Origin of the sequence: Cryobacterium sp. CAN_C2 (assembly GCF_015751745.1) — a bacterium.
In the GTDB taxonomy this organism is placed as follows: Bacteria; Actinomycetota; Actinomycetes; order Actinomycetales; family Microbacteriaceae; genus Cryobacterium.
Genome location: NZ_JADOUX010000008.1, coordinates 31,047 through 57,086, shown reverse-complemented (window position 1 = coordinate 57,086; position 26,040 = coordinate 31,047). Strand labels below are relative to the sequence as shown.

Annotated in this window: 18 protein-coding genes; 9 read left to right on the top strand and 9 right to left on the bottom strand. The window is 65.8% G+C overall.

Annotation, left to right across the window (positions count from 1 at the left end; all coding sequences use genetic code 11):
* Positions 1-9: 9 nt before the first annotated feature.
* Both pflB and pflA read left to right on the top strand, forming a co-directional pair.
* Entirely contained in the window at positions 10-2,274 is a 2,265-nt protein-coding gene (gene pflB / locus IWX77_RS08330; protein WP_196844054.1) for a formate C-acetyltransferase, read from the top strand.
* A 15-nt stretch (positions 2,275-2,289) separates the two neighbouring features.
* Positions 2,290-3,081: a pyruvate formate-lyase-activating protein gene (pflA, locus tag IWX77_RS08325; RefSeq protein ID WP_196844053.1), complete on the top strand. Its 792-nt coding sequence runs from the start codon at positions 2,290-2,292 to the stop codon at positions 3,079-3,081.
* 23 nt (positions 3,082-3,104) lie between these two features.
* Here the strand turns inward: pflA and IWX77_RS08320 are convergent, their stop codons facing one another.
* Both IWX77_RS08320 and IWX77_RS08315 read right to left on the bottom strand, forming a co-directional pair.
* A complete protein-coding gene (locus tag IWX77_RS08320) occupies positions 3,105-3,725 on the bottom strand; it encodes a YqhA family protein (RefSeq protein WP_297414564.1) in 621 nt (206 codons plus the stop codon).
* A gap of 51 nt (positions 3,726-3,776) precedes the next feature.
* Positions 3,777-4,526, bottom strand: coding sequence for an AfsR/SARP family transcriptional regulator (locus IWX77_RS08315; RefSeq protein ID WP_196844052.1), 750 nt, complete (start codon positions 4,524-4,526; stop codon positions 3,777-3,779).
* 294 nt (positions 4,527-4,820) lie between these two features.
* Here IWX77_RS08315 and IWX77_RS08310 point away from each other — a divergent pair, with 294 nt between their 5' ends.
* Positions 4,821-5,678: a caspase family protein gene (locus IWX77_RS08310; RefSeq protein WP_196844051.1), complete on the top strand. Its 858-nt coding sequence runs from the start codon at positions 4,821-4,823 to the stop codon at positions 5,676-5,678.
* 48 nt (positions 5,679-5,726) lie between these two features.
* On the opposite strand, the gene IWX77_RS08305 is transcribed toward IWX77_RS08310, so the two are convergent.
* Positions 5,727-7,469, bottom strand: coding sequence for a hypothetical protein (locus IWX77_RS08305; protein WP_196844050.1), 1,743 nt, complete (start codon positions 7,467-7,469; stop codon positions 5,727-5,729).
* Positions 7,470-7,695: 226 nt separating this feature from the next.
* Between IWX77_RS08305 and IWX77_RS08300 the strand changes: the two genes are divergently transcribed.
* Complete coding sequence (locus IWX77_RS08300) at positions 7,696-9,987, top strand: caspase family protein (RefSeq protein WP_196844049.1); 2,292 nt, start codon at positions 7,696-7,698, stop codon at positions 9,985-9,987.
* Between the two features lie 41 nt (positions 9,988-10,028).
* Here the strand turns inward: IWX77_RS08300 and IWX77_RS08295 are convergent, their stop codons facing one another.
* Positions 10,029-12,026 carry an HNH endonuclease signature motif containing protein gene (locus IWX77_RS08295; RefSeq protein WP_196844048.1) on the bottom strand — a complete coding sequence of 666 codons (1,998 nt, stop codon included), beginning with the start codon at positions 12,024-12,026 and terminating at the stop codon, positions 10,029-10,031.
* A gap of 494 nt (positions 12,027-12,520) precedes the next feature.
* Between IWX77_RS08295 and IWX77_RS08290 the strand changes: the two genes are divergently transcribed.
* Positions 12,521-14,020 (top strand): flotillin family protein, encoded by a 1,500-nt coding sequence (locus IWX77_RS08290; RefSeq protein WP_196844047.1) that lies wholly within the window; start codon positions 12,521-12,523, stop codon positions 14,018-14,020.
* Between the two features lie 20 nt (positions 14,021-14,040).
* Here IWX77_RS08290 and IWX77_RS08285 read toward each other — a convergent pair whose 3' ends face one another.
* Together IWX77_RS08285 and IWX77_RS08280 are read right to left on the bottom strand one after the other, a co-directional pair.
* On the bottom strand, positions 14,041-14,181 hold the full coding sequence (locus tag IWX77_RS08285) for a hypothetical protein (protein ID WP_196844046.1): 141 nt from the start codon (positions 14,179-14,181) through the stop codon (positions 14,041-14,043).
* A gap of 83 nt (positions 14,182-14,264) precedes the next feature.
* Positions 14,265-14,906 (bottom strand): PKD domain-containing protein, encoded by a 642-nt coding sequence (locus IWX77_RS08280; protein WP_196844045.1) that lies wholly within the window; start codon positions 14,904-14,906, stop codon positions 14,265-14,267.
* A 615-nt stretch (positions 14,907-15,521) separates the two neighbouring features.
* Between IWX77_RS08280 and IWX77_RS08275 the strand changes: the two genes are divergently transcribed.
* On the top strand, positions 15,522-15,737 hold the full coding sequence (locus IWX77_RS08275) for a hypothetical protein (protein WP_196844044.1): 216 nt from the start codon (positions 15,522-15,524) through the stop codon (positions 15,735-15,737).
* 73 nt (positions 15,738-15,810) lie between these two features.
* Here the strand turns inward: IWX77_RS08275 and IWX77_RS08270 are convergent, their stop codons facing one another.
* The gene (locus IWX77_RS08270) at positions 15,811-16,446 is read right to left on the bottom strand and encodes a TetR/AcrR family transcriptional regulator (protein ID WP_196844043.1); all 636 of its coding nucleotides are present in this window, start codon (positions 16,444-16,446) and stop codon (positions 15,811-15,813) included.
* A gap of 115 nt (positions 16,447-16,561) precedes the next feature.
* Here IWX77_RS08270 and IWX77_RS08265 point away from each other — a divergent pair, with 115 nt between their 5' ends.
* From IWX77_RS08265 to IWX77_RS08255, 3 genes are all read left to right on the top strand, one after another.
* Positions 16,562-17,404: a hypothetical protein gene (locus tag IWX77_RS08265; RefSeq protein WP_196844042.1), complete on the top strand. Its 843-nt coding sequence runs from the start codon at positions 16,562-16,564 to the stop codon at positions 17,402-17,404.
* Positions 17,405-17,407: 3 nt separating this feature from the next.
* The gene (locus IWX77_RS08260; protein ID WP_196844041.1) at positions 17,408-19,516 is read left to right on the top strand and encodes a YhgE/Pip family protein; all 2,109 of its coding nucleotides are present in this window, start codon (positions 17,408-17,410) and stop codon (positions 19,514-19,516) included.
* Between the two features lie 315 nt (positions 19,517-19,831).
* Entirely contained in the window at positions 19,832-22,168 is a 2,337-nt protein-coding gene (locus IWX77_RS08255) for a transglycosylase domain-containing protein (protein ID WP_196844040.1), read from the top strand.
* 7 nt (positions 22,169-22,175) lie between these two features.
* Here the strand turns inward: IWX77_RS08255 and IWX77_RS08250 are convergent, their stop codons facing one another.
* Both IWX77_RS08250 and IWX77_RS08245 read right to left on the bottom strand, forming a co-directional pair.
* Positions 22,176-25,631 carry a DNA polymerase III subunit alpha gene (locus IWX77_RS08250; RefSeq protein WP_327012142.1) on the bottom strand — a complete coding sequence of 1,152 codons (3,456 nt, stop codon included), beginning with the start codon at positions 25,629-25,631 and terminating at the stop codon, positions 22,176-22,178.
* Positions 25,628-25,900 carry a hypothetical protein gene (locus IWX77_RS08245; protein ID WP_196844039.1) on the bottom strand — a complete coding sequence of 91 codons (273 nt, stop codon included), beginning with the start codon at positions 25,898-25,900 and terminating at the stop codon, positions 25,628-25,630. Before IWX77_RS08245 ends, IWX77_RS08250 begins: the two co-directional genes overlap by 4 nt.
* Positions 25,901-26,040: the final 140 nt, after the last annotated feature.

The window sequence follows — 26,040 nt, the reverse complement described above, 5'->3', positions numbered from 1 at the left end:
CGTGGAGGTATGACCCTCCTCACTACCCCTCGTTTCACGACCACAGATGACAACGGCTGGGCCGGCTTCACCACCGGGCCGTGGCAGCACGGTATTGACGTGCGTGATTTCATCCAGCGCAACTACACGCCGTTTACGGGCGACGCGAGCTTTCTGACCGGGCCGACCGAACGCACCCTCGGTCTCTGGGCCCGCCTGTCGGCGATGTTCCCCCGGGAACGGGCCCTCGGCGTCTACGACGTCGACGCCACCACCCCGGCATCGATCACTGCGCACGCGCCCGGCTACATCGACCGGTCGAACGAAATCATCGTCGGGCTGCAAACGGATGCCCCGCTCAAGCGAGCGATCATGCCATTCGGCGGCTGGCGCATGGTCGCGACGAGCCTCGAAACCTATGGGTATCCAGTCTCGCCCGAACTCGAAACTATCTTCACGAAGTACCGCAAAACCCACAACGACGGCGTCTTCGATGTGTATCCGCCCGCCGTCAAACGGGCCAGGCACAGCCACCTCATCACGGGGCTTCCGGATGCCTATGGTCGCGGCCGCATCATCGGCGACTACCGCCGCGTTGCGCTCTACGGCGTGAGCGCCCTGATCACGGCGAAGGCGATCGAACGCGCCGCACTCGACGAACAGCGAAGCACCGAGGACGTGATTCGCTCGCGCGAGGAGAACGCCGAGCAGGTGCGCGCACTGAAAGAACTCATTCAGATGGCCGCCGCCTACGGTTTCGACGTGGCCCGGCCCGCGCGGACGGCGACCGAAGCGGTGCAGTGGCTCTACTTTGCCTACCTCGGCGCGGTCAAGGAGCAAAACGGCGCCGCCATGTCGTTCGGCCGCAACAGCGCTTTTCTCGACACCTACCTCGAGCGTGACCTGGCGACGGGAATCCTGACCGAAAGCCAGGCGCAGGAACTCATCGATGACCTTGTGATCAAGCTGCGCATCGTGCGTTTTCTGCGCACCCCCGAATACGACCAGCTGTTTTCCGGCGACCCGACCTGGGTCACCGAATCCCTCGGCGGGATCGGCCTCGACGGGCGCACCCTCGTGGTCAAGACCGCGTTCCGGTTTTTACAGACCCTGTACGACCTGGGCCCGGCTCCCGAGCCAAACCTCACGGTGCTCTGGAGCGACACCCTGCCGGACGGTTTCAAACGTTTCTGCGCGCAGGTCTCCATCGACACCTCGGCCATTCAGTACGAGTCCGACGACCTCATTCGCGAGGCCTGGGGCGACGACGCCGCAATCGCCTGCTGCGTCTCACCGATGGGCGTCGGCAAGCAGATGCAGTTCTTCGGCGCCCGGGTCAACGTCGTCAAGGCGCTGCTCTATGCCATCAACGGCGGCCGCGACGAATTGATCGGCGAGCAGATCGCCCCGGTCACCGCCGCACTGGCCGGCGAGGTGCTCGACTACGACACCGTCTGGACCGCCTACCTCGCCAGCCTCGAGTGGCTTGCCGAAACCTACGTCGACGCGCTCAACTGCATTCACTACATGCACGACAAGTACGCCTACGAACGTCTCGAGATGGCCCTGCACGACGGCACGATTTTGCGCACGATGGCCTGCGGCATTGCCGGCCTCAGCGTCGCCGCCGACTCCCTGGCCGCGATCAAGTACGCCACCGTGCGTCCGGTTCGTGACGACACTGACCTTGTTGTCGACTACTCGATCGACGGCGACTACCCGTCATTCGGCAACGACGACGACCGGGTCGACGCGATCGCGGTCACGATCGTCGAAACGTTCATGGCCATGATTCGCCGGCACCCCACCTACCGGAATGCGGTGCATACCCAGTCGGTGCTCACGATCACATCGAACGTGGTCTACGGCAAGAAGACCGGCAATACGCCCGACGGTCGTCGCGCCGGCGCGCCATTCGCGCCCGGAGCCAACCCGATGAACGGCCGTGACAACCACGGCATGCTCGCCTCGGCGCTGAGCGTGGCGAAACTGCCCTACTCCGCGGCCCGAGACGGCATCTCTCTGACCAACACGGTCGTGCCGACCGGGCTGGGCCATACCCCGGCCGAGCAGGTCACCAACCTGGTCGGCCTGATCGACGCGTACACGCTCGCGAGCGGCTACCACCTCAATATCAACGTGCTGAACCGGGAAACCCTCGAAGACGCCATGGAACACCCGGAGAACTACCCGCAGCTGACCATCCGGGTGTCCGGCTACGCGGTGAACTTCGTGCGCCTCACTCGGGAGCAGCAGCTCGATGTCATCAGCCGAACTTTTCATACGAGCGTGTGAAATGATGGGCGTCTGATGGTCGCGGTGCAGCTGGGCCGGCCCGAATTTCACCACGAGCAGGTGGAAGGACATCGCTCCGGTACCGCGGCGAGTGTGCACTCCTGGGAACTGGTGACGGCCGTCGACGGACCCGGCACCCGGCTGACCTATTTTCTCTCTGGCTGTCTACTGCGTTGCCAGTACTGCCACAACCCGGACACGTGGAAGATGCGCGACGGCGCACTGACGCCGCTTGACGACGTGCTGGAACGCATCCGTCGCTACCGGGGTGTGTTCGCGGCGACGGGCGGCGGAGTGACGCTCTCCGGCGGGGAACCGCTGATGCAACCCGCGTTCGTGGCGCGCGTGTTCGCTGAATGCCGTCAACTCGGCGTGCACACCGCGCTCGACACCTCGGGATACCTTGGCACGAGCGCCTCCGACGATCTGCTCGATCACACCGACCTGGTGCTGCTCGACGTGAAGTCGGGCCTACCCGACACCTACCGCGCGGTGACCGGGCGCGACGTGGCCCCGACCATCGCGTTCGGCGATCGGTTGTGCGAGCGCGGAACAAATGTGTGGGTGCGGTTCGTGCTCGTTCCCGGGCTGACCGACGCGGTCGACAACGTCGACGCGGCCGCCGAGATCGTGGCCCGCTGGCCCAACGTCTCTCGGGTCGAGGTGCTGCCGTTTCACCAGATGGGGGAGGACAAATGGAACCGCCTCGCCATTCCCTACCCGCTCCACGGGGTACCACCGCCCGATGCCGCCCTACTCGAGCGGGTGCGCGACCAGTTTCGCGTCCGCGGCCTCACGACGTTCTAAGAACGACGACGTTCTAACCGCAACTAGTACCGCCCGAGCAGCTCGGTCTTCTTGGCGCGGAATTCGGCATCCGTCACCACACCGGCATCGCGAAGCTGGCCCAGCTGGCACAGCTGGGCCAGGTGCAGGGCGATTCCCGTTGATGTGGCAGGCGCGGCGTGGCCTTCGAGTTCACGGCGCGGGACTGGACCCGGCAGCGCTGCGGCAGCGAGCGCCGCGACCGGCTCCCTGCGCAGCGGCGCCACGGGGACGGCCGCCGGGGGTGTTGCGTGCCCGGCCTGCGACATGCGGTCGATCCAGGCCAGAGCGATCGCCGAGAGAATGAACACCATGTGGATGATGACCTGCCAGAGCACGCCGTCCCAGGCGTAGACATTGCCGGTGATGGTCTCGGTCGGGTTCGAGTCGACCGGGGTGCCGCGGGCGGCCAGATCGCCGACCTCGATGAAGGTCTTGAGCAGGTGAATCGAGGAGATCCCCACGATGGCCATGGCGAGCTTGACCTTGAGAACGTTGGCGTTGACGTGGGACAGCCATTCCGGCTGGTCGGGGTGACCCTCTAAACGAATGCGCGAGACAAACGTCTCGTAGCCGCCGATAATGACCATGATCAGAAGGTTTGCAATCATCACGACGTCGATCACCGGTCGATCTTAGATTGGGGCTGAGTGGGAACCTCCTGTGAGCGAGTGCGCTCAGCTGGTCTTCAGCGCCCGCTCGAGCAGGCGGGAATCGACAATCGCAGCCTCCATGCCGAGCAGCTCGGCGAAATGAGCCGAGGGCTCGAGCCCAAGTTCACGGCCCAGGTGGGCGCGAAAATTGCGATAAACCTGCACCGCTGAGGCATAGTTGTTTTCGGCGAGGTGGCAGCGCACGAGCAGGTGCTGGGTGCTTTCGCGCAGGGGATCAATGACTGCCCCAGCACGCGCCGCACCCAGAGCGCGGCTGAAACTGCCGGCGGCCAAATAGGAGCGAGACAGGGCATCCAGGACATCCACGCGCTGGTTGAGCAGATGGTCCTGCTGCTCGATCACCCATTCCTCGTACCAGCCCGGAAGGAGGTTGGCCTCCTGCAGCAGATCGATGGATTCCGGCGGTACCGTTCGGCCGCCGGTCAGGGTGATTTCGGTGATCAGGTCCCTCACCTCGTGCAGGTCAACGCGCACCGCCGCGTCGAGCTGCAGCGGATCTGTCGCGCTCAACAGTCGCGGCAGTTCATGCGAGATGCGAAAGACGCTCGCCCGCAGGTTTCCAGCCGATTGCCGCTCGGGGCTATCGGGCCAGAGTAGTGCGGCGAGCACGTGCCGGGGCTGGGTGTGCAGCAGGGCGAGTGCCGCGAGCAGTCGCTGCTGCCGTGCGCCGACCTCGACCGGGACGCCGTCGTAACGCAACTGCCAATAGCCCAGTACGCGCAGATTCCAACCCGTTGGCGCCGAAAATCCCATGAGTGCTCGATCCGCAAAAACTTTCAATGAGCACGGCCGCACTGCAACGACCATGCAGTGTTGCTACCGCCCAGAATGGCCAGCACCGGCACGGTTGTCAATGCCGCTACCCCAAAACGGATGCTTCGGCGCACGCGGCCCCGCCGCCCGAGTAACTCGCCGGTAACGCCGACGCCGCTATCCTCAAGTCGCTACCCGCGACGCGCTCCTTGTGCGCGCTACCCGCAACCGCTGCGGGGTGTTCCGCAGCACCTGCAGCATGTGCTTCTGCCGGCTCTTCATGATCGGACAACAATGACTCAATTTGCACTCTGTGTGGGCATCAACCGGTTCGAGAACCTGCCGATGGCCAGCTGGTTGAATGGCTGCGTGCACGATGCCGGCGACGTCAGTGCCTTTCTCGGGAAGGCTTTTGGCTTTGCCGACACGAGCATCACGGTCTTGACCGATCAGGCGGCCACCAAGGATGCCGTGTTCGGGGCGATGACCGAGGCACTTGATCGGGCGAATACCCCGGGGGAGCATCTCGACCACATCGTCTTCACTATGTCGAGCCATGGCACCCAGCTACCCGATACCAGCGGCGACGAAGTCGACCAGGTCGACGAGGCCTTCGCGACCTACGACCTGCGCCAGAAGGGTGCCGCATGGGACCCAGACACCCTGATCGTTGACGACGAGTTGCACGATCTGTTCGTCCGACTTCCGAAGGGAGTGCTGCTCGACGTGATTCTCGACACCTGCCACAGTGGCAGCGGGCTGCGCGCCATGGACCTGCTGCCCACCGTTGAGCATCGGCGGCCACGGTTCGTGCCGCCGCCGACGCCGCTCGGCCGGGACGGTGCCGAGGCGGAGGGAGCCGATACCCGAACGCTGCGTGATTTGGTTCGCTCTTCAAAGGCCGCGGCGAAACCGGTGTTGTTCGCCGCCTGCCGGGCAGATCAGACGGCCGCCGACGCCAACTTTGATGGCCGGTACAACGGTGCGTTTACGCACTTTTTGCTCGATACCCTGCAGTCCGGGGCCGTTTCGAGCCGGGCGGAGGTCATCAAGCAGGTCAACGCGAAACTGCGCGCGCGCAAGTTCGCCCAGCGGGCGCAGCTGGAGGCATCCGCTCCCGGCAAATCGACGGCGTGGGGCACGGCGTTTTGACTTTCAGGGTTGAGGTCATCAGGTTTGAGGTATTCAGGTTTGAGGTATTCAGGGATGAAAGGTCGGTCGACGAGTTGCTGAGACCTCCGGGGCCGGGGCGGTTATCCGGGACGCGCCGGGCTGCGGCGGTTCTCGCGGCTGTTGTGGCTCAGCTGGGTGCGGCGGGGTGACCGGGACCGCAGTATCCGCTGGGCGAGTCGCCAGCTCCTGGGCGGCGAGCTTGGCGCGCTGGCGTTCCGGGTCGAGGATCGGCTTCAGGGCGGCGAAACTGAGGCGTCCGCCCTCGTCGAACCGCAGCTGCCCGCCGCCGCGAATCAACACTGGCGCCCGGGTGGCGAGCCCGAAGCTGCGCGCCTGGGCCGCGCTCAGGCGAAATTCCTGCGTGAAAGTCGCGCCGATCTCCGACACAACGAATCCATCGGGACCGACGCGCAGGGTGGGGCGCACCCGTTCCACCGTAATCGGCCGGGTCGGGTCGATCTTGGCCGCCTCGAGCAATACCGGGTTCTCCCAGAGAAACCGCACGATCTCCTCCGGATCGGAGGCCAGGGCGGCCAGCCGAACCGGATACCGCAGCCCCACAAAGGTCAAGACACCCGAGAGGTCGGTGGGCGTGGGCAGCACGATTCCGGCCTCGGCGAAGGCCGCCACTACGGCGCCACGATAGTCGAGGTCGTCGTCGGGTACGACAGCCGCGTCGGCGGCGAGAATGCCGCGCAGCAGGTCCTCAAAGGTCACATCGACCGGTGCCATATAGCCGAGGCTGCGAATGAGCATGCTCAAGACCTGACGGCCAACGGATGCCCCGGCGCGCGCCACCTGATACAGGCTCGAGCGGCCACCGGGCGCGTCGAGGCGCTTGAGCCACAGCCGGGCGACCACGCGCAGCAGCACCTGCACGATCGCCCCGCCGCGCAGGTGCGGGTCAGGAAGGGTTCGCCAGTGGGCTGCCAAATTCCAGGCGAGGGATGGCCGGGCCGTGCCGCGGTGGAACAGCCCATCACCCAGACGAAACAGTTTGCTGCGCAGCAGATCCTCGTCGAGGGCATCGAGGTCGAGGTCGAGGTCGTCGCCGCTGGTCTGGGTCAGTAATTGCTCGACCAGGGTTTGCGTGGAAAACACCGACAGTAGGGCCACGAGGTCGGCAATGGCTTCGTGCAGGGCGAGTTGGTCGATTTCGGCATGGGAATCGGCCCATTTCGGTCGGTAGCCGTCGACGATCGCGTGGGTGACCTCGTGCGCGACGAGGTCACGAAACAGGGCGAGCGGGACCGCCTTGGTCGTGCGACCATCGCGTTTGTGACCAAACCGAATCAGGCCGTCGTCGCGGTAGTAGCCAGACTCACGGTAGGAGACCCGGTCATAGGCACTGATGGTCAGTCGCCCGCCATTGACCCAGCCCATGCGCCGGCCCAGAGTCGATTCGAACAGCGCGAGAGTGGATGCCGCCACCGCATACACCTGCTGTGCCAGAAACCGGCTGTCCTGCAGCAGGGCAGTGAGATTGTCGGGAGGTTGCTCATCGACGACCATCCAGGGCGGGATCGGGGAGCCGAGGTCGAGGCTGAACGGTTTCTCGCCGGGCCGACGCACGATGACGTCGAACCGGGCACTGCGTGGTCCCGGTCCGATGCGCTCCACCGGAATGCGCAGGGTCGTCGTGAGCAGTGCATCCGGGCCGTCTGCTGGCGAGTGAATCCTCGTGAATGGTCCCTCGGCCAGCACGGTCAGGCTGACCTGCTGGCCGTTGTGTCCCGGATTGCTCGATCCGGGATCGGTACCTGTCGTCATGGTGACCCCCACAGCATCCGTTTGTGCCTGCAATATGCAACCGAACGCGGGGTCTGTCAAGGCCTGCGCCGTAGTAACCGCGCGGCACCGCCGCAGTAACGCCGCGGCACCGCCGCAGTAACGCCGCAGTAATGCCGCAGTAACGCGTGAGCGCCATAATCACAGGGCCGGTCCCTGCGGCATCGCACCTGTTTCAGCAAGATCTGACCGTGAGAGGAACGGCGCCATGCCCGAATCGACGACCCCCGCGAAACCGACCACCGCCACGAAACGGGAGCCGCCGTTGCCGCAGAGCGAACTCGACAAGCTGCGGCCGCACGTGGTCAACCTGAGCGGCGGCAAATTTTCGTCGAACGGTGCGTTCACGACCACGAAGAAAGATGTCGACACCATATTCGCCACGCACTTGCCGGCCTTTGTGGCCGAGCATGACGGCGGTGTTGTGCCGGTGGTCTTTTACGCCCACGGCGGGCTCGTCGATGAGCAATCCGGGCTGCGCATTGCCGCGACCCAGGTGGACTGGTGGAAGTCCAACGGCGTGTACCCCATCCACTTCGTCTGGGAGACGGGCCTCGCCGGGGCCATCACGAGCGCGGTCGGCGACTGGGCGCAGGGCCGCCGCGGCTGGCTCGACGACTCGAAGGACCGGGTGCTCGAACTGGCCGCCCGATTCGGTCAGGGCCAGGCGATTTGGGGGCAGATGAAGCGTTCGGCTGAGGCCGCGTCGGCCGGCGACGGCGGTGCCCGCTACGTGGCCGAGACCCTCGGCGCCTATTGCACGGCCCACGCCGACACGATCAGCGTGCACGCTGTCGGGCACAGCGCCGGGTCGATCTTTCACTCCTTCTTCATTCCCGCCGCGATGAAGGCCGGAGTGCCGGCCTTCGAGACGCTCAGCCTGCTCGCGCCCGCCGTGCGCACCGATGTCTTCGAGAAGCAGATCGTTCCCTTGTGTGGCCACGACGTGAAGTCGCTCGCCATATTCACCATGACCGAAAAGCTCGAACGCGACGATACCTGCCTCGGCGCCTACGGAAAATCCCTGCTCTATCTCGTGCGGGCCTCATTCGAACCCGAAGAGTTTTCGCCGATTCTCGGCCTCGAGGAGTGTTTGCGCGCCGACCCAGTGCTCGCCCGTCTGTTTGGTCTGTCCGGCGCGAGCGGGTCGCCCGGGGTCGGTGGGGCAGCCCACATCGTGTGGTCGAAAACGGCGACCGGCCCATTGACGACCCGCAGCACGTCGACCAGTCACGGCGGATTCGATAACGACATTCCCACGATGGACAGCGTCGCCCGACGGGTCACCGGCAACTCGCGCATCCAATCGTTCCCGGTTACCCGTGACCTGGGTGACGAGCTCTGGCCGGTGCCCGGCCCGGCAGCACCCCGACCGGTGGGCACTAAGCACGCACTGTGTGTGGGCATCAACGCCTATCCGGGCGGCGATGCGCTCTATGGCTGCGTAGCGGATGCCGAGGCGTGGGCCACGCAGTTCACCGCCGCTGGGTTCCGGGTGCGCACGCTGCTCGACGCGGAGGCGACCCGGCAGAACATTCTGCTCGGGCTGCTCGACCTGGTCTCCAGCAGTGTCGCCGGCGATGTGCTGGTCTTTCAATACGCTGGCCACGGCAGCTACGTGGACGACCTCGACGGCGACGAGGCCGAGGCCGGCAATGACGAGAAGAAGTATGACGAAGCGCTCTGCCCGATTGATTTTCGCGACGGTAACCTGATCATCGACGATGACCTGGGGGAGATCTTCGACCAGTTGCCCGACGGCGTCAGCCTCACGGCCTTCTTCGACTCCTGCCATTCCGGGGATGGCCAACGCCGGTTGCAACTGCAGCCGGCCGACGTCGCCGACCTGAGTGCGGCATCCGCTCCCCATGGGCGTCGGGCGCGGTTCATCATTCCCGACGAGGCGACGAGCAAGAACTATCGGGCCAAACGCGGCACGCCCGCCCGGGCCGGAAAGCGGGCGTTGGCGCGGGAGGTACTGTTCAGCGCGTGCAAACCCACCGAGGTCGCTTACGAGACCGGCGGCCACGGCGACTTCACCGTGGCAGCGAGCCTGCTCGTGGTGCCGAGCGCGAATCGGCTGACCAACGCGGAGTTCCTGGCGAAGGTGCGGGAAGCATTTTCGAGCCAGCCGCGACAGAACCCCGACTTCAATGGTCCGCGCGCTGCGAAATCGCGCATTTTTCTGGAGCCGCTGGTGGCTGGCACACCTGCACCGCAACTGATGGAATTGCCGCCGGGCAACGCGGCCAGCACCATTCCCGACGCGATCACGGCACTGCTCGGTGCGGCTGTTGGCGCCGGCCCGGGTGACGGCCCGGGTGACGGCGGTGGCGGCGTCGGTGGTGGTGGCGGGAACGACTCGTATGCAGCACCCGTCGGCGCCGCCGGTCTCGCTGGCTCGGCGGGTACGGCTGGCTCTCGCGAAGCAGATGCCGCCGCGCGCGCCCTCGCGGCCGCCGCGTTCCTGCGTGCTGCCGCCGATTTCATCGACGGGTAGTTGATTGACGGGTATTTCATCAACGGTTCGCCGAGTCGGCATCACTTGCTCCAGTTGGGTTTTTCTGTGGGGGTGGCGGCGCGGTTTTGGCCGGCGGGACGCCAGGTCTGGGTTGGGTCGAAGATGAGAGGTCCGCGCACCCAGGGGCGGCCGTTGACCATATTGATTTTCCAGCCGGAGGTGTCGATGCTGGTGTGGGCGGCGTTGCAGAGTAGTACGCCGTTGTCGATGTTGGTAAGGCCGCCGTTGCGCCAGGGTATGACGTGGTGGGCTTGGGTGAGGTGGGGTGGCACGGTGCAGCCGGGGATGACGCAGCCGCCGTCGCGGGCGGCGAGGGCGCGGCGCTGACTGGCGGTGAAGAACCGGTTGCTGGTGCCGAGGTTCAATATTTGGCCCTGGTGGCCGAACAAGACGGGTTGGTAGCCGCCGGCGCAGATGAGTTTGTCGACTTGTTTGGTGGTGAGGGGGCCGTCGACGCCGTCGATCCAGCCGGCACCGCGTCCGGCGAGGAGGTCGTCGATGTGGATGTGTACGAGTACGGTCGGTGCGGCGCCGCCCATGGTGGGGGTGTCTGATTGTCGGGCGGCGGCTTCGAAGACGGCGCGGAGGATGCCGGCTCGTTTTTCGCGGATGGAGCGGCTGTCGCCGAGTTCTTGCGGGCAGGGGCTGAGCGCGTTGGGCTGGTCGGCGCCGAGCGCTTCGCCGGCCTCGCCCTCCGCCGGCTGCCCGGTGAAGCCTTCGTTATGACCGTTCGGCTCGCTCGCCTCGCACTCCGCTGACTTTTCGTAGAAGCCTTCCGCCCCGTCGTTCTGTTGGTTTTCGCCGTTCGGTTCGGCTCGCCCAGCCCACTCGGCCTGCTCGATGCGTGCGACCGCGGTATCAGGCTCGGCACCATCGAGCGCCTCCTCGAGCGCCTCGTTGAGCTCTGCCTGCTCGACCAGATCGGGGCCAGCACCTGTTCCAAGTGGGTCGGTCGTACGGCTGCTGCTGCACCTGTCTGTGTCTGTGTCTGTGTCTGTGTCTGTGTCCGTGTCTGTCTGGGCGGGTTCGGTGTCGCGGAAGGCGACCGTTGCGCGGGGAATGACTCGGGGAATTGCGCGGGGTGCGGAACTGTGTGTGGCACGGGGTGCGGCTCCGGGCACGGGGTGGGCTGCGGCGGCGGAGAGGTAGGCGTCGAAGACGGTGCCGATGATGGCCCGGTCGAGGGTGGTCAGCCAGCCCGATATGCTGTGGCCGCCGTTGTGCAGGGTACCGAAGTCGAACCAGCTACGTCGTTCGGGTGTGGCCTCGCCGGGGGCGGAGCCGTCGGGCGCGAGGCGTGCCTGCCATTGGATGCCCTGTTGCCGCAGTAGCTCGGGGGCGAATGCGATCCCCGCGCCGGGCAATCCCTCGGTTGCAGGAGTGATCGCACCGGATCCGCTGGCCACGAGGGAGCGTTCGACCCGGTCGAGGTCATCGACCAACACGGAGGAGCGCAGGCCGTCGAGTACGGAGACGATGATGCGGGCCTGATCGACTCCGAGGTCGCCGCCCTGCAAGGCTTCGCCGAGGATGGGATAGGTGGGGGTGAGGGGCCGGCCGAGGAGCATTCGCTCGCCAAGATTTTTGCCGAGCGCGGCGCGCTGCCGTACCTCGCTGCGCGAGAGTCGGGCGAGGGTGGCGACCAGCTCGACGCCACTGCGGCAGCCCAGCCGCCGCGCCATCGACACTGCACCCGCCGCTGTGGCCGTTGCCTTCTCGCCCGACTCGGCACTCGTCGGCTCGGCACTCGTCGGCTCGGCACTCTTGGGCGCGGTCGCATCGAGGTATTCGGAGCGGCGCAGCACGTCGGTTGTGGAGAGGACCCGGGCACCGTCCAGGACCCGGCCAACACTCTCGATGGCGAGCAGCATGTTCAGGGATTCGTCGTCGCCGAGCGACCCGAACGACATTCCACCCAACGCCGCCAGCAATAAGTCTCTGGCCTGCTCTACCGCCGCAATGACGGGGTTCGAGCTGGTGTTACCGGTGTTGCTGTCATCGGGATTCTCCATGAACATGGGCGCCATTGCCTCCTTCACACCGAGTCTACCCTAAATAGAACATAAAAACGATAGAATCTCAGGTAAATTTCCAGCGTACATTTGACATTTTTCCTGGTAAGTCCCATGTTTTTTGCTCGCAGTTTGTGCTTTTTCGCTCGTTTCGGGTTATTTTTCGAAAAGTACCTGCGGCACAGAGCTATCAAGCGTCGCATTAATAAACGAATTAAGTTCATCAAATCAGGAAGAATCATGTGGGCACGGCCCTGTTCCCGATCCACTTGGATCGCTCAGCCGTGCGGGCCCCTGGTATGAAACTGGGCCCATGATTTATCGTGGGCCCAGTTTCCGGACCCGGGCCCGGTCACTGGGGGAGGACGCGAACGCATTGAGTGTCGACATCTTTCGCATCCTGCGCTGTCGCCTGCGAGACTGGGCGCACAACTCTGCGCCGCGGTCGCCTGGCCGGATCGCCGAAACGACGTTCGCGCCTCGCCCCTCGGAAGGACCCCATGCTCGATTTTCTGTTCAGCCCGATCCCCGGGATCATTTTCACGATCGTTGTGGTGCTGCTCGTCGCTTTGATCTATGCCAAGACGATCTATAAGAATGCCGGGCCCGATGAGGCCCTCATCATCACCGGTAAAAAGAGCCGCAAAACCATCGTCGATGGGGCCACGCTCGAGGAATCCGGTCAGCGGGTCGTGCATGGGCAGGGCGTGTTCATCACCCCGTTCTTTCAGAAGGCGTTCAAGATCAGCCTGCGCAGCCGGGCGATCGAGATCACCGCTGTCGCGCAGGACAAGAACGGCATCACGCTTACCGTTGAGGCTGTCGCCATCGTCAAGGTCGGAGACGACCCCGCCGCGATTCGCGCCGCGGCCCAGCGTTTTCTCGGGCAGGACAAGAACATCGATGGCTTCGCACAAGAGGTACTGAGCGGTTCGCTGCGTTCCTCGATCGGCGCGACCGACGTCATGACCGTCATTCAGAAGCGCGACGAGCTCGGCAGTTCGGTGCTCGCCACCGCGCGCGAGTCGCTCGCCAACCAGGGCCTCGACGTTGACTCCTTCGAGATCAAGGGCATCACCGATGAGAACGACTACATCCGTGACATCGGTCGTGCCGAGCAGGCCAAGGTGCGTCGTCAGGCCGAGGTCGCCGAGCACCTCGCCAACCGCGAGTCGCAGGAAGCCGCGATTCTCGCCGAGCAGGCCATCGCCGAGGCGCAGAACACGCTTGCCCTGCGCCGGGCTGCCCTGCAGCTCGACACCGACAAGGCCGCCGCCGAGGCCGCCGCGTCGAGGCCCCTCGCCGAAGCGAAGGCGCAGCAGGCCATCGTGCAGGAGCAGGAACTCACTGCCCAGCGCCGCGCCAGCCTGCGTAAGGCCGAATTGGAGTCCGAGGTGAACGCCATCGCCGACGCGGACGCCTACCGCATTCGGGTGACCGCGATCGCCGCTGCTGAGGCATCCGTCGCCAGGGCCACCGCCGACCGCGACAGCCGTGTTGCCAACGCCGAGGCCACCCGCGCCGAGGGTCAGGCCGAGGCCGACGCCATTCTCGCCCGCGGTACCGCCGAAGCCACAGCCACCCGGCTCTCCGCTGAGGCCGTCGCCCAGCAGTCCGAGGCGCTCATTCAGCTGCGCCTGGTCGAAATGCTTCCGCAGATCGCGCGCGAGCTCGCCGCGCCCATGAGCAACATCGACCAGCTCACCGTCATTTCAACGGATGGCGCCAGCCAGCTCTCCAAAAACGTCGCGTCGGGCTTCAGCGAGGTCGACGCCGTGCTCGGATCCACCATGGGCATTGGCATCAAGGACCTGCTCGGCGGGCTGCTGGGCGGCGCCGCCGGAGCCGCCGGAGCCGCCGGAGCCGCCGGAGCCGCCGGAGCCGCCGGAGCCGCCCAGCGGAACCCCGCGCTCCCGCACGCGGGCGCATCCGCTTCGGCCGCAGGTGCAGCCTCGACAAGTTCAACCACGACCGGCGCTGGCTCGTCGGGCCCTGCGTAGTCGGGCGCTGCGTAGTCGGCTTACGATGCGACGCCGACCTCGGTGTCGGTCGCACCGTCAGTAGTTGTGCCATCAGCGGTGCCGTCAGCCCCGCCGTCAGCCCTGCCATCGGTAGCGTCGGCGACGTTTTCGGTGGCGACGTTTTCGGTGGCGACCGCCATTGCCCGTGCTGCCGCCGCGCGTCTGCCGAAGAAGGCAGCGGACCGCCTCCTCCCGTAAGCGAACGTGTGACCCTGCGGCCGGGTCAGCAGCCGGGGCCGCGGGGGTTGGCGAGGCAGTCTTCGGCAACGAGCACGGTGGACTCTTTCGCTGCGACGACCGTGAACGGGGTTGAGGGTACGGTCACGATTCCTTCGACCGGTCGCCAGCCCTGGTCGCCGAAGCTGTAATCGGCTCGGTAATCGACGGTGAGCACGACGGTGAAGGTACCTGTCGCCGTGTAGACGTGGCTCGTGGCGGTGGCGGAGAATTCGGCCAGGCCGAGGTCCTCCCAGCTGGCCCCGCCGGTTGCGCTCGATGCGGCGCTGCCGTCGCCGTAATTCCAGCGGTATCCGATCGGGGTGAACATGACCTGGGCGGGTTCGCCGAGCAGTAGCCCTTCGCCTATTTGAGCGGATGCTCCGGCCCAGAAATTCGCGGCCAGGCCGACGATGGCCCAGCCGTTGGGCTCCATTCCGCCGGGGGCGGCGGGTGCGGGAAAGTTTTTCAGGTCGGTGACCCTGACGATGGTTTCGGCGGAGCACACCGTGCAGGGCGTGGTGTGCGCGGAGATGGTCGGCGGCCACTCGGGGTGGCGTGAGATTACGGGGAAGTCGCCGGTGCCGCAGAGCGTCCACTCCTGCTCCGAGGTCAGACTGCCATTGGGGTGGGCGCAGATCTCTGCCAATGACGCGCCCGTTCCAGCCCGGCCGCCAGCCCTACCGGACTCGCCCGATCCGCCACCAGAGCTCCTGTTATAACCGGCCGATAGGTCGACGCCCGGGCCAATAACATCAGCCCGTGGTGGGCAAACGAAAAGTGCACCTTCCAATCCGACACACGATTCTGCTTCGATGCCAGCAGTGGCGCTTTGCGTTGGAAAAGGTAGGGCCGCTAAGAGCGCCACGATCAGCAGAAGTTCGAACCGGACCATGAGTCTGATTTCTCTACGAGGAGTCGGTCGGAGGTGGAACCGCGGATCAAGGACACTTGAAGTGGGTAGCGATCAGGGCGGCCGGGCGGCACGACTGTCAGACCGGTTCCGTCAACCACATCTGTGTCGGAGACATCCAGACAGACGTAGGCGACAACGGCACCCGATTCCAAGTCTGCGCTTTGGATAGTAAGTGAGTCGAATGCGAGGTCGCCCACGAGGTGGAGCCCACCTGTCGACAACGTTTCGTAGACTCCGAGTTCCGATTCTCGAACTTTCCCTACTGCAAAATCTGAAATTCGCTGCGGGTCGACGCCCCCTTCATGGGCGATTTTGTTCGACATAGACTGGTATGCCCCGAATGCCGCCGTGGCGGCAGCCAGGGCCTCGTCGTTCGACGCGAAGACCGGGGGAGCCTGGGTGGGCGCGATGCTCGCCCTCGCGACTGGCGCCGACGTGGTGCTCGGGGCGGGGGTGGCCATGCATCCGCTGAGGGTGCCGATCGCGATGGACAGTCCGAGAGCGCTGAGCACAACGGTGTGCACGGGGCGGCGACGCGACAGGTTTCGCATGGGGTCACAGTAGACCGGATTGCTCCAATCCTGTTTAAGTTTTCCACAGGCTGGCGTCGAGGCTCAAATCACGGTAGGAACCCGCCCTATCGCAGCGTGCCAACGAGGATTGCCTCGATCATATGGGCCTGTACCGTGCTCGTGAAGTAGTCCGGGTCGAGGAGGCCCTCGAGTGCCATGATGTTGGTCGCCGACATGATGAGGGGGGCGAGTACGTCCACGCGATGGGCGACCGGGTCGATGCCGAATTGGTCGGCGCGTTCCAGGAACACCGCACCGAGAGCGAGCCGCACGCTCTGCCGGCTCTCCCGATAGAGATCAGCGGCCTGGGGGTTGCGGGCGGCGTGCACGGCCAACTCCATGAGCAGCAGATGCCAGGGGCCGTCGTCGATCAGGGTCTCGGCCAGGCGGCGGGCGATGCGGGCGAGTGCGGCGTCGTCGAGTCGCACTTCGTCGCCGAGAATGGTCGCGAGCCGCCCGCTGAGCAGGGTTGCCAGTCGCTCATTCAGAATGGACCCGAATAGGTCTTGCTTCGACCCGAAGTTGGAGTACACCGCGCCCTTGGTGTACCCGGCCCGGGTTGCCACGTCGTCGAGTTTGGTACCGAGGTAGCCCGATTCGAAGAACTGGTCGGTCGCCGCCCGGAGAATGTCAGCTCGCACGTCGGTGCGCAGGGGACGCTTACGGGGGGTGGGCAGCGTGGTGTTGGGCTTCTCAACCATGAGTGCCTCCGATTGCAGTTGACAAGTGAATACTTTGGGTATTGGATACTCTCGGTACTGAAAATACTACGGCGGCATCGTGCCCCGCACAACCCAGCGTTGGATGGAAATCTGCATGACCCTCGACTCCGCCTTGGTCCCCACTGTCAACTCGACGCAAGACTCCAGCGACCCCGCCATCCAGACACGCAACTTCAGTATCCGCAATGGTCGCCAAACCGTGATTGGTGCCCTGTCCCTCGATATTCCGGTTGGTGCGCTCTTCGTCGTATCGGGTCGGTTCGCCTCGGGCAAGACGGCGCTCCTCCTCGCGCTGGCCGGGCGCCTGCGTGGCTTCTCCGGAACGGCGACCGTGTTCGGGCATTCGCTTCGCAGTGGGGGCGGGCAGGTGCGGCACGTGTCGGCTCTCGCCGAAACACCGATCGTGAACCGTCTGGACGACGACCTCACCGTCGAGCGCCAGATCGCGGCCGCCCTCGTGCTGCGCCAGCCGTGGTGGAAACCGCTGGTCAGCCACAAAGCGGTGGCACTTTGCCTCGTGCGGGTGAATGCGCTGCTTCGCGAGGTCGACGCTCGTGCCGGTGACCTGCTGGGTAAGCGCGCCGCCGGACTGCCGCGATTGATCGGCACCGATCGCATCGTCTGCCTGCAACCGCTCGATCGGGCGGTGCTCGGGGTGGTCGTGGCCCTGATTGGTCGGCCTCGCCTGCTGATCGTCGACGACGTAGACACCCTGCGCGACACGGATGACCGCACTCGCGCCTGGGCCGCTCTGCTCACCCTGCGTATAGCCGGCTGGCACGATCTCACGATCGCGGCGAGCGGGCAGGATCCGAAGGAGCTGTTCGAGATTCTCGAACGGATCGACGACGTGCAGCCGGCGCCGGCCCGCCCGGTCTGCCTGCTCGACCTGGATTCTGCCGAACGAACCCTCACCGCTCTCACCCGGAAGGCCTAGACCGTGGTCCAGAAATTTGCTCGACCCCGTTTGTTCTCGCTGCCCAGCATCGAGTTGTCCCGGTTTCGGTCGTCCCGATTGGCCATTCTGGCGCTCATCATGATTGCCGCCGTCCCCGCCATCTACGGCGGCGTCTACCTCTCGGCCAACTGGAACACGAGCGGCAATATCGGCAAACTCCACGCCGTCATCGTCAACAACGACGTGGCCCAGGTCGTGACCGGCACGGACGGCACCGCGCAGACCATCGACGCCGGCGCCGCACTCGTCGACTCTCTCGTGGGCAGCGACAGCGCCGGATTCACCTGGAGCAGCGCCACGGACGAAACGGATTCCCGCAGCTCGCTCGTCGACAACGAGAACTTCGCCGTGCTCGTCGTTCCCGCCGACTTCTCGAGCGCCCTGGCCTCGACGGCCACGAACCCGGACGCCGCCTCCGCGAGCGCCATCGCAGCATCCGTTTTCGCCCCAAAACAGGCTCGACTGCACGTCTACACCGACGACGCCTCGAATTTCATCGTCGGCCAGGTCACGAAATCGGTTACCGCCGCGATTCGCGCCGAGCTCACGACCTCCATCTCCGAGACCTACCTCGACAACGTGTACCTGGGCTTCACGAGCCTGCACGACAATCTCAAGCAGGCCGCCGACGGCGCGGTAACGCTGAGCGACGGCGCCAGCAGCGCGAGCGACGGGTCGGCAGAACTCGTCATCGGGCTCAGCACCCTCTCCACCGGCGCCGCCACTCTTGCGAGCGGGGTTTCCCAAGTGGATGCCGGCAGCCACACTCTCGCCACCGGCGCGAGCACGCTCGCCACCGGTTCGTCGAGTGTCGCGAGCGGTGCCGCCCGGGTCCAGGCCGGTTCCGCGAGTCTCGCGAGCGGTGCGGCCACCGTCGACGCGAGCGTGACCACCCTGCCGACGGCGACCGCCCAGCTCGCCGAGGGAACCCGCACCGTCTCCAGTACCCTCACGACGATCGCCGCCCTCATGGTGGCGCACCCCGACTGGACTGTGACGCAGCTGAACATGGCCCTCGCCACCGGCGGCGAATCGATCGCGGCCCTCGCGGATGGCGCCGCGAGAGTCGCGGCCGGAGCGAACACCCTCAACCAGAGCGCGACGCCGCTCGTCACCGGCATCGGCGCGCTCGCCGACGGTGCGGCCACCCTCGCCACGGGGGCGTCGAGCGTCTCGTCCGGAGCTCAATCCGTCTCGGCGGGTGCTGCGACGCTCGCGTCCGGCGCCGCCTCGCTCGCAACCGGGGCCGACAGCGCGGCCGCCGGTGCCACAACCCTGGCGTTCGGCGCCACGACGGCCAGCACCGGCGCGCGCACCCTCGCCGATGGTCTCGGCCAACTTGCCACCGGTGCCGAGACGCTGAGCACTTCCCTGCAGTCGGGCGTCACAAAGGTGCCGCGCTACACCGCTGCCCAGGCGAGCGACCTCGCCGCGGTCACCGCCGAACCCGTTGCGGCCGAGCACGTACGGGAGCACGCCGTCGGGTTCTACGGGGAGGGCATCGCGGCCTACTTCATTCCGCTCGCCCTCTGGGTCGGTGGAATCGGCATGTACTTTCTGTTCCGCCCGCTGTCACCGCAGGCTGTCGCATCCACTGCCCGGCCGGTGCGCGTGGCCCTGACCGGCCTCGCCCCCGGACTGCTGTTCGGCCTGTTGCAGGCCGGGCTGCTGCTCGCGGTGCTGCACTTTCTGGTGGGGCTCGAAGCGGCCAACTTTGCGGCCCTCGCGGCCTTCACGGTCATCGTCGCGCTCGTCTTCACCGCCATTCACCACAGCCTGATCGCCCTGCTCGGCGGTCGCGGTCGCCTGGTGGCCCTGCTGCTGCTCATTGTGCAGCTGGCCTCGGCCGGAGGCACCTACCCGGTTCAGACGTCGCCGGGCTTCTTCCAGTGGATCAGCCCGGCCCTGCCGATGACCTACGCGGTCGATGGCGTACGGCGGCTCGTCGCTGAGGGGTGGACGAGCGCCATCGTGGTTGACGTTCTTGCCCTGCTTGCCTTCGGAATCGGCGCGTTCACGGTCTCGGTTTTCGCCAGTCGCTCCATGAAAATCTGGTCGATCGCCAAGCTGCACCCATCCCTGAAGATCTGACGCCTATGAGTCGTGCTCCGTCAGTCGTGTCGAGTTGACCGGCCCGGGCCCGCAGCGCAACGATGTGGTGGCGGTTTCCGACCTCGTCGATGGCGTCGCCGGCTTGAGAAAGATGAATTCCTCTTCAATGCCGAACATTCACATTCATAACCTCCAGCCCTTAGCGGATAGTACTTAGAAACCGGTATCAAGCCGATACATTTTCGTTACGGTCAGCCGATTACATGAGCGCCCGCACATGACTAACATGACACTCATTACGAACCGATGTGCAGGCGTGGGCGCTGGCACTGATGGACTCAGTTGGGGGTAAACGTGGTGCAGGTAACCGAGGTTCCAACCGGCGCGGCCCAATCAGTGCGGCGCACCTTTCACGGCGCTCTCGGCGGGCTGCTCGGTTTTGTCACCATGAGCGCGGTGGCCGGCGTTCTCGTGACCGTGTCGGTGACCCCGGTTGTGGCGCTCTCGGGCATAGCCACCACCAACACGATCTCGGTGTTCGAGAATCTGCCGGGCTACGTCAATATCGAGCCTCTGTCGCAGAAGAGCGATATCTTCGCCACTCGCAGTGACGGAACCTTCGAATTGCTCGCCTCGTTCTACGATCAAAACCGCATCGAGGTGGGCTGGGATGCGATCAGCCCGTTCGCGAAGGATGCGGCGGTGTCGGGAGAAGATCCGCGGTTCTACGAGCACGGCGGGATCGATTTGCAGGGCACTCTGCGGGCCACGGCGACGACCGTGGCCGGCGGAAACACCCAGGGTGGGTCATCCATCACACAGCAATACGTGAAGAACGTGCTCGTGCAGAAGTGCGAGCTGCTCACCGACACGAGCGCGCACGACGCCTGCTACAACGCGGCGACCGAAACCACGCCCGACCGCAAACTCAAGGAAATGCGGCTCGCCATCGGGGTCGAGAAGAAGTACGGCAAGCGCGACATTTTGCAGCAATACTTCAATATCACGGGCTTCGGCGGCACCGTCTACGGTATCGAAGCCGCCGCCAACTATTACTTCAACACCACCGCCGCCAATCTCACCCTGCCGCAGGCGGCGAGCCTCGTCGCGATCGTGAACAACCCGGTCAAGTTTCAGCTCGACAGGCCCGCGAGCGAGACCAACGGGGCCGCCAACGGCTATGCCGCCAACAAGCAACGCCGCGACTACATTCTGCGCGAAATGCTGCGCTACAAAAAGATCACGCAGGCCGACTACGACGCCGCGGTGGCGGCACCGGTCGAACCCGTCATCACCGAACCGAGCACCGGCTGCCAGACCGCGATGGCCAACGCGTTCTTCTGCGACTATGTGACCAAGATTCTGCAGACCGATGCCACCTTCGGCGCCGACGCCGCCACCCGCATGCTCAACTTTCGTCGCGGCGGCTACGACGTGTACACGACCCTCGACCTCGACGTGCAGAACGCAGCCGTGACCACCATCAACCAGCAGGTTCCCAAGGTCTACGCCGGCGGCGACGTGGGCGCGGTCATCACGAGCGTGCAGGTCGGCACCGGTCGGGTGCTCGCCATGACGCAGAACAAGGACTACAGCCAAGACCCGACGGTGCAGGCAACCGGGGCCAACTACACCGGAATCAACTACGCCACCGACTATGCCGAGGGTGGGTCGAGCGGGTTTCAACCCGGATCGACCTACAAGGTCTTCACCCTGGCCGAGTGGCTCAAGGAAGGCCACTCGCTCAATGACCGCGTTGACTCCCGGCGCAAAGCCAACTGGGGCGCCTTTCAGGACAGCTGCCTCGGCCCCCAGAACTACGACAAGCAGAGCTGGAACCCGCGCAACGATGCCAACGAGTCCGGTGCCAACTACACCGCGCTGCAATCCACCGTCGGCTCGATCAACACCGGCTTCATCGGAATGGCCAAGCGGCTCGACCTCTGCGGTATTCGCAGAACGGCGGAAGCGTTCGGCGTGCACCGGGCCAACGGTAACCCGCTCTCGCAGACCGCGGCATCCGTGATCGGAACCAATGAGATCGCGCCGCTCACCATGGCGGTCGCCTTCGCTGGCATCGCGAACAAGGGGGTAACCTGCTCGCCGATCGCCATCGACCGCATCGTCGGCCCGAGCGGGGTGGAGATTCCGGTGCCGCCGTCAGTCTGCACGCAGTCGGTCGATTCGACGGTGGCTGCCGGTATGGCTTACGCCATGCGCCGGGTGATGACGAGCGGAACCGGTCGGCAGTCCAACGTGAATACGGTGCCGTCGGTGCCGATGATCGGCAAAACCGGAACCACGGATGGTGCCAAAGACACCTGGATGAGTGGCGCGAGCACCAAGGTGGCCACGGTGGTCGCTGTGGTGAGCCTGACCGGAGTGCTCAGTCAGCGGCGGCAGTTCTTTGGGAGGGACCAGATTGCGACGGCACGTCACCGCATGTGGCCGGTTGTGATGTCGGTCGTCAATGCCAAGTACGGCGGTGACGCCTTCGATGAACTTGCCCCCAAGTACATTCCGCCGCCGGTGGTCGTCGCCCCGCGGGTGACCCCGCCGGTCGCACCGCCGGTCGCACCGCCGGTGACTCCACCGGACGCACCGCCGGTGATTCCACCGGACGCACCGCCGGTGACTCCACCGGACGCTCCCGCGCCGCCCGACGCGGAGCCGGCACCGCCGGGCCAGTAGTGCCGGCTCACGCGCTCTGCGCCGCATTGAGGTGGTGCAGGGCGCCACCGGCGCGCGATGATGATCGCTGCACCGACGAATGCGCGGCGAGTTCGGCCGCGTAGGCGGCCGCGCTTTCTGCTTCCTCCGCGGCGGCGCGTTCAACGGCGTGCCGCTCCTTCACCTGGCGGGCCACATCGAACAGGTTCCACAGGTTCTCCCCGGTCACCGAAACGCCCCGGGCACCCGAGCGCCGGGTGCGACCGCGCACGAGCATGTAGTTGGTCTGAAACACCTGCCCGCCCACGCGCTCCTGCGCGTCGTGAAAGAACACGACGTTCGCGACCGGGCCGGTGCCGTCGTCGAGGCTGATGAACACCACCCGTCGGCCGCCGCGCATCGGCGGCGTGTTCGTGGCCCGTCGCACCCCGGCGAGCAGCACCTCGGTTCCACCGGGCAGGTTGCCGAGCTCGCTCGCCGGGGTCACCCCCAACTCCTTGAACAGGGCGTGAAAGCGCGTCATCTGGTGGGTCCCGACGGCGAGGTTCAGATCGAGTAATTCCAGATCGGTCTGGGTGCGGCCGCGTAGCTCGAGTGAGGTGATGGCGCCCGCGCGATCACCGGAATACCGCGGCACCGGAAGCTCCACCTCGAACGCGAGTTGGTCGGCGCGAATCACCACGGCCGTGCCGCGCAGCGACTGAATGTGCGCGAGCAGTTCGTGCCGCCGGGTGCGGTCGTAGCCGATGAACGTGTCGAGGGCGCCCACTCGGGCGAGCGCCTCGAAGGTGCGCCTTCGGGGGTGCACCCGGTCACGAAAGTCCTGCAGCGACCCAAACGGCTGGTGCCGGGCAATGCGCGCCCGCTCCGTCTCCGTGCTGCCAACCAGTTCGGGCAGCGCCAAACGGATGCCCTGGCTCCCGTCGGCGAGGTCTTCCACCCGATAATCCAGCGCGCTGGACTGCACGTCGAGGGGGAGTACCGGCACCCCGAGCACCCGGGCTTCGGCGACGATGAGGTCTTTCGGCCACATGCCCGGGTCGTGGGTGAGCAGTCCGGCCAGAAAGGCGGCCGGATGGTGGGTTTTCAGCCAGGCGGACTGGTAGGTGGGCAGCGCGAAGGCGGCGCCGTGCGCCTTGGCGAAGCCGAAGCTGCCAAAGCCCGCCAACACCGTCCAGATCTGGTCGATGACCTTCACGCTGAAGCCGCGGGCGAGCGCCCGTTCGCGCAGGTACTCCTCGATCTGGGGGAGTTGCTCTGGCTTACCCAGGTGCCGGCGAAAGACATCCGCTTTTCCGAGGCCGCAGCCGGTGAGTTCGTCGAACAGTCGCATGACCTGTTCGTGAAAAATGACGACGCCGTTGGTTTCGCGCAGGATCGGTTCGAACCGGGGGTGAATGTAGTCGGGGGCGACCTCGCCGTGCCGAGCCTGCAAATATTTGAGCGGCATGTTGTTTTTCATCGGGCCGGGTCGAAACAGTGAGATCTCGACCGTGAGGTCGTTGAAGACCTCCGGTTGCAGCTTGCCGACGAGCTCCATCTGGCCGGGTGATTCGATCTGAAAGATGCCCAGGGTGCGGGTGGAGCGAATGAGCTCGAACGTTTTCGGGTCATCGAGTGGCACCTGGTCGAGGTCGATGCTCTCGCCGGTGAGCCGGTGGTGCTCTTCAACGGCGTGGGCCATCGCCGACTGCATGCGCACGCCGAGAATGTCGAGTTTGATGAGTCCCATCGGGTCCATGTCGTGCTTGTCGTACTGCGACATCGGCAGGCCCATGCCGCTCACCTGCACCGGCGTGCGGTCGAGCAGGCTCGCGTCGGAGAGAATAACGCCGCAGGGGTGCACCGAGATGTGCCGGGGGAGCCGGTCGAGCCTGGCGGTGAGGTCGACCAGCAGATCGAGCTGCTGCGACTCGCGCACCTCGGTAGCGAGGGCCTCGAGTTCGGGCTTCTCCTCGAGGGCGCGACGAAAGTCGCGGGCGTTGAACCGCCACATCTGCTTGGCGATCACGTTGATCTGGGCGTCGGGCAGACCGAGGGCGAGGCCGGCGTCGCGCACGGCACCGCGGCCCCGGTAGGCGTTGGTCATCGACATGAGCGAGACCCGGTCGCTGCCGAAGGCACGAAAGACCTCGCGGTAGATGTCGTGCCGCCTGGCCGACTCCACGTCGATGTCGATATCGGGCAGCGTCTGGCGTTCGGGGGAGAGAAAGCGTTCCCAGAGCAGCCCGTTCGCGATGGGTTCGACCGAGGAGGTGCGCAGCGCATAGTTGAGCACCGAGCCGACCCCCGAACCGCGCGCCTGAATGCGAATTCCCATGCCGCGAATAATGTCGGCCACGCGGGACACCGTGAGAAAGTAGCTGGCAAAGCCGAGGTGTTCGACCGTTTTCATCTCGTGGGCGAGCTGGGCGTGGGCGGCTTCGACCGCGCGCGAGCCGCTCGCGGAGTACAGATCGGCGATGCCGCTGCGAGCGCGCCGCCACAGTTCGGTGACCGGGTCGCCGGTGACCCCAATGATGCGTGCCTCCGGCATGCGGGGGCGGCCCAGCCCAATATCGAGGATCGGGTCGAGAGCGCAGCGGTCGGCGAGTTGCTCGGTGTCACGCAGCAGCCGTTCGAGGGCACCCGCGTCGTGCAGGCCGGCGTCGACGACCATGCGGGCCACCTGGCGCATCGCTCCGGCCGGTTTGAGCCAGGCCTGGCCGTTGGTTTGGGGGGTCTCGATTTCGGCGAGCGGCAGCAGATAGCGTGCAGCGTCGGCGAGGTCGGCCGTGACGGCCTCTTCGGGGGTGCCGTACCGTACGGCATTGCTGAGCACTGCGGGCAGCCCGGCGTTTTCGGCGAGGGCGAGCATGCGCGTGGCCGGGGTCACACTGCCGACGGTGCCGCTTTCGGCGAGGTGACAGACGATTTCGAGTACGACGGCGTCGGCGGGCAGGGCGCGTTGCCAGTGGGTGAGCCGTGCCGCGGCATCCGTATTGTCACGCCTGCCGATCGCGAGACCGACGTCGGAGTCAGGGCCGAGCAGCACGGTGAGCGAGGAGAGCCCAGCCAGGTCGGCCAGCCGGGCGCGCGAAATGCTCGGCCCGGCGCTCGTGCTGTGGCCGGCAGCGGATGCCCTCGCCTCGCGCAGCAGACCGCTGCCACCGTCGTGGGCGGCACTGACCGCGCGGCAGAGCGCGGCGTAGCCGCGACCGGTTGTGTTGCCGTGGGCGAGCACGACCACCCGGCCGAGCGGACGATGCTCCTGGTCATGCACGGCAAGTTCGGCGCCGAGCCCGGGGCGGATGCCCGCGGCGGCGCAGGCGCGCACGTGCTTGACGGCGCCGTAGAGTCCGTCACGGTCGGTGACGGCCAGAAAGCTCGCGCCCTGCGCGGCCGCCTGCTCGGCCAGGGCTTCGGGGAGCGTCACCCCATAGTGGGTCGAGTAGGCGCTCGCGACGTGCAGGTGCGCGAAGTCCATCCCCGGTGCACTGGTCATCCCCAGTCCAGTGCTAACACCCAGGACCCGTCCGCGCCGCGGCGCAGGTCGTAACGGTGCTGTTCTTCGCCGCCGCGGCTGGCGTCGAGTCGCCACAGCTCGGTGTCGATGCGGGTGGGGGTTCCCTCGTCTTCCCACCAGCGGGTGCGTTTGAACACGGCCTGCGGTTGCCCGATCACGGTGTGTTCGAACCGGTTCCAGATGAACGCGCGCGGGTCGCCGTCGGCAGAGAGCTCAACGTCAACCGGTGCGTCAATGATGTGGGGCAAGGCGGGCTCCCTGGTGGCGAGAAGGGCGGGTCGTGCGGCGAACACGAGTTGGTTGTTGATGATGCTGATGAAAATGCTGATGAACGAAGAAGAAAGAACTCACCTAAAAAGTTCGAACATAATATTTTGTAGGTCGAAAT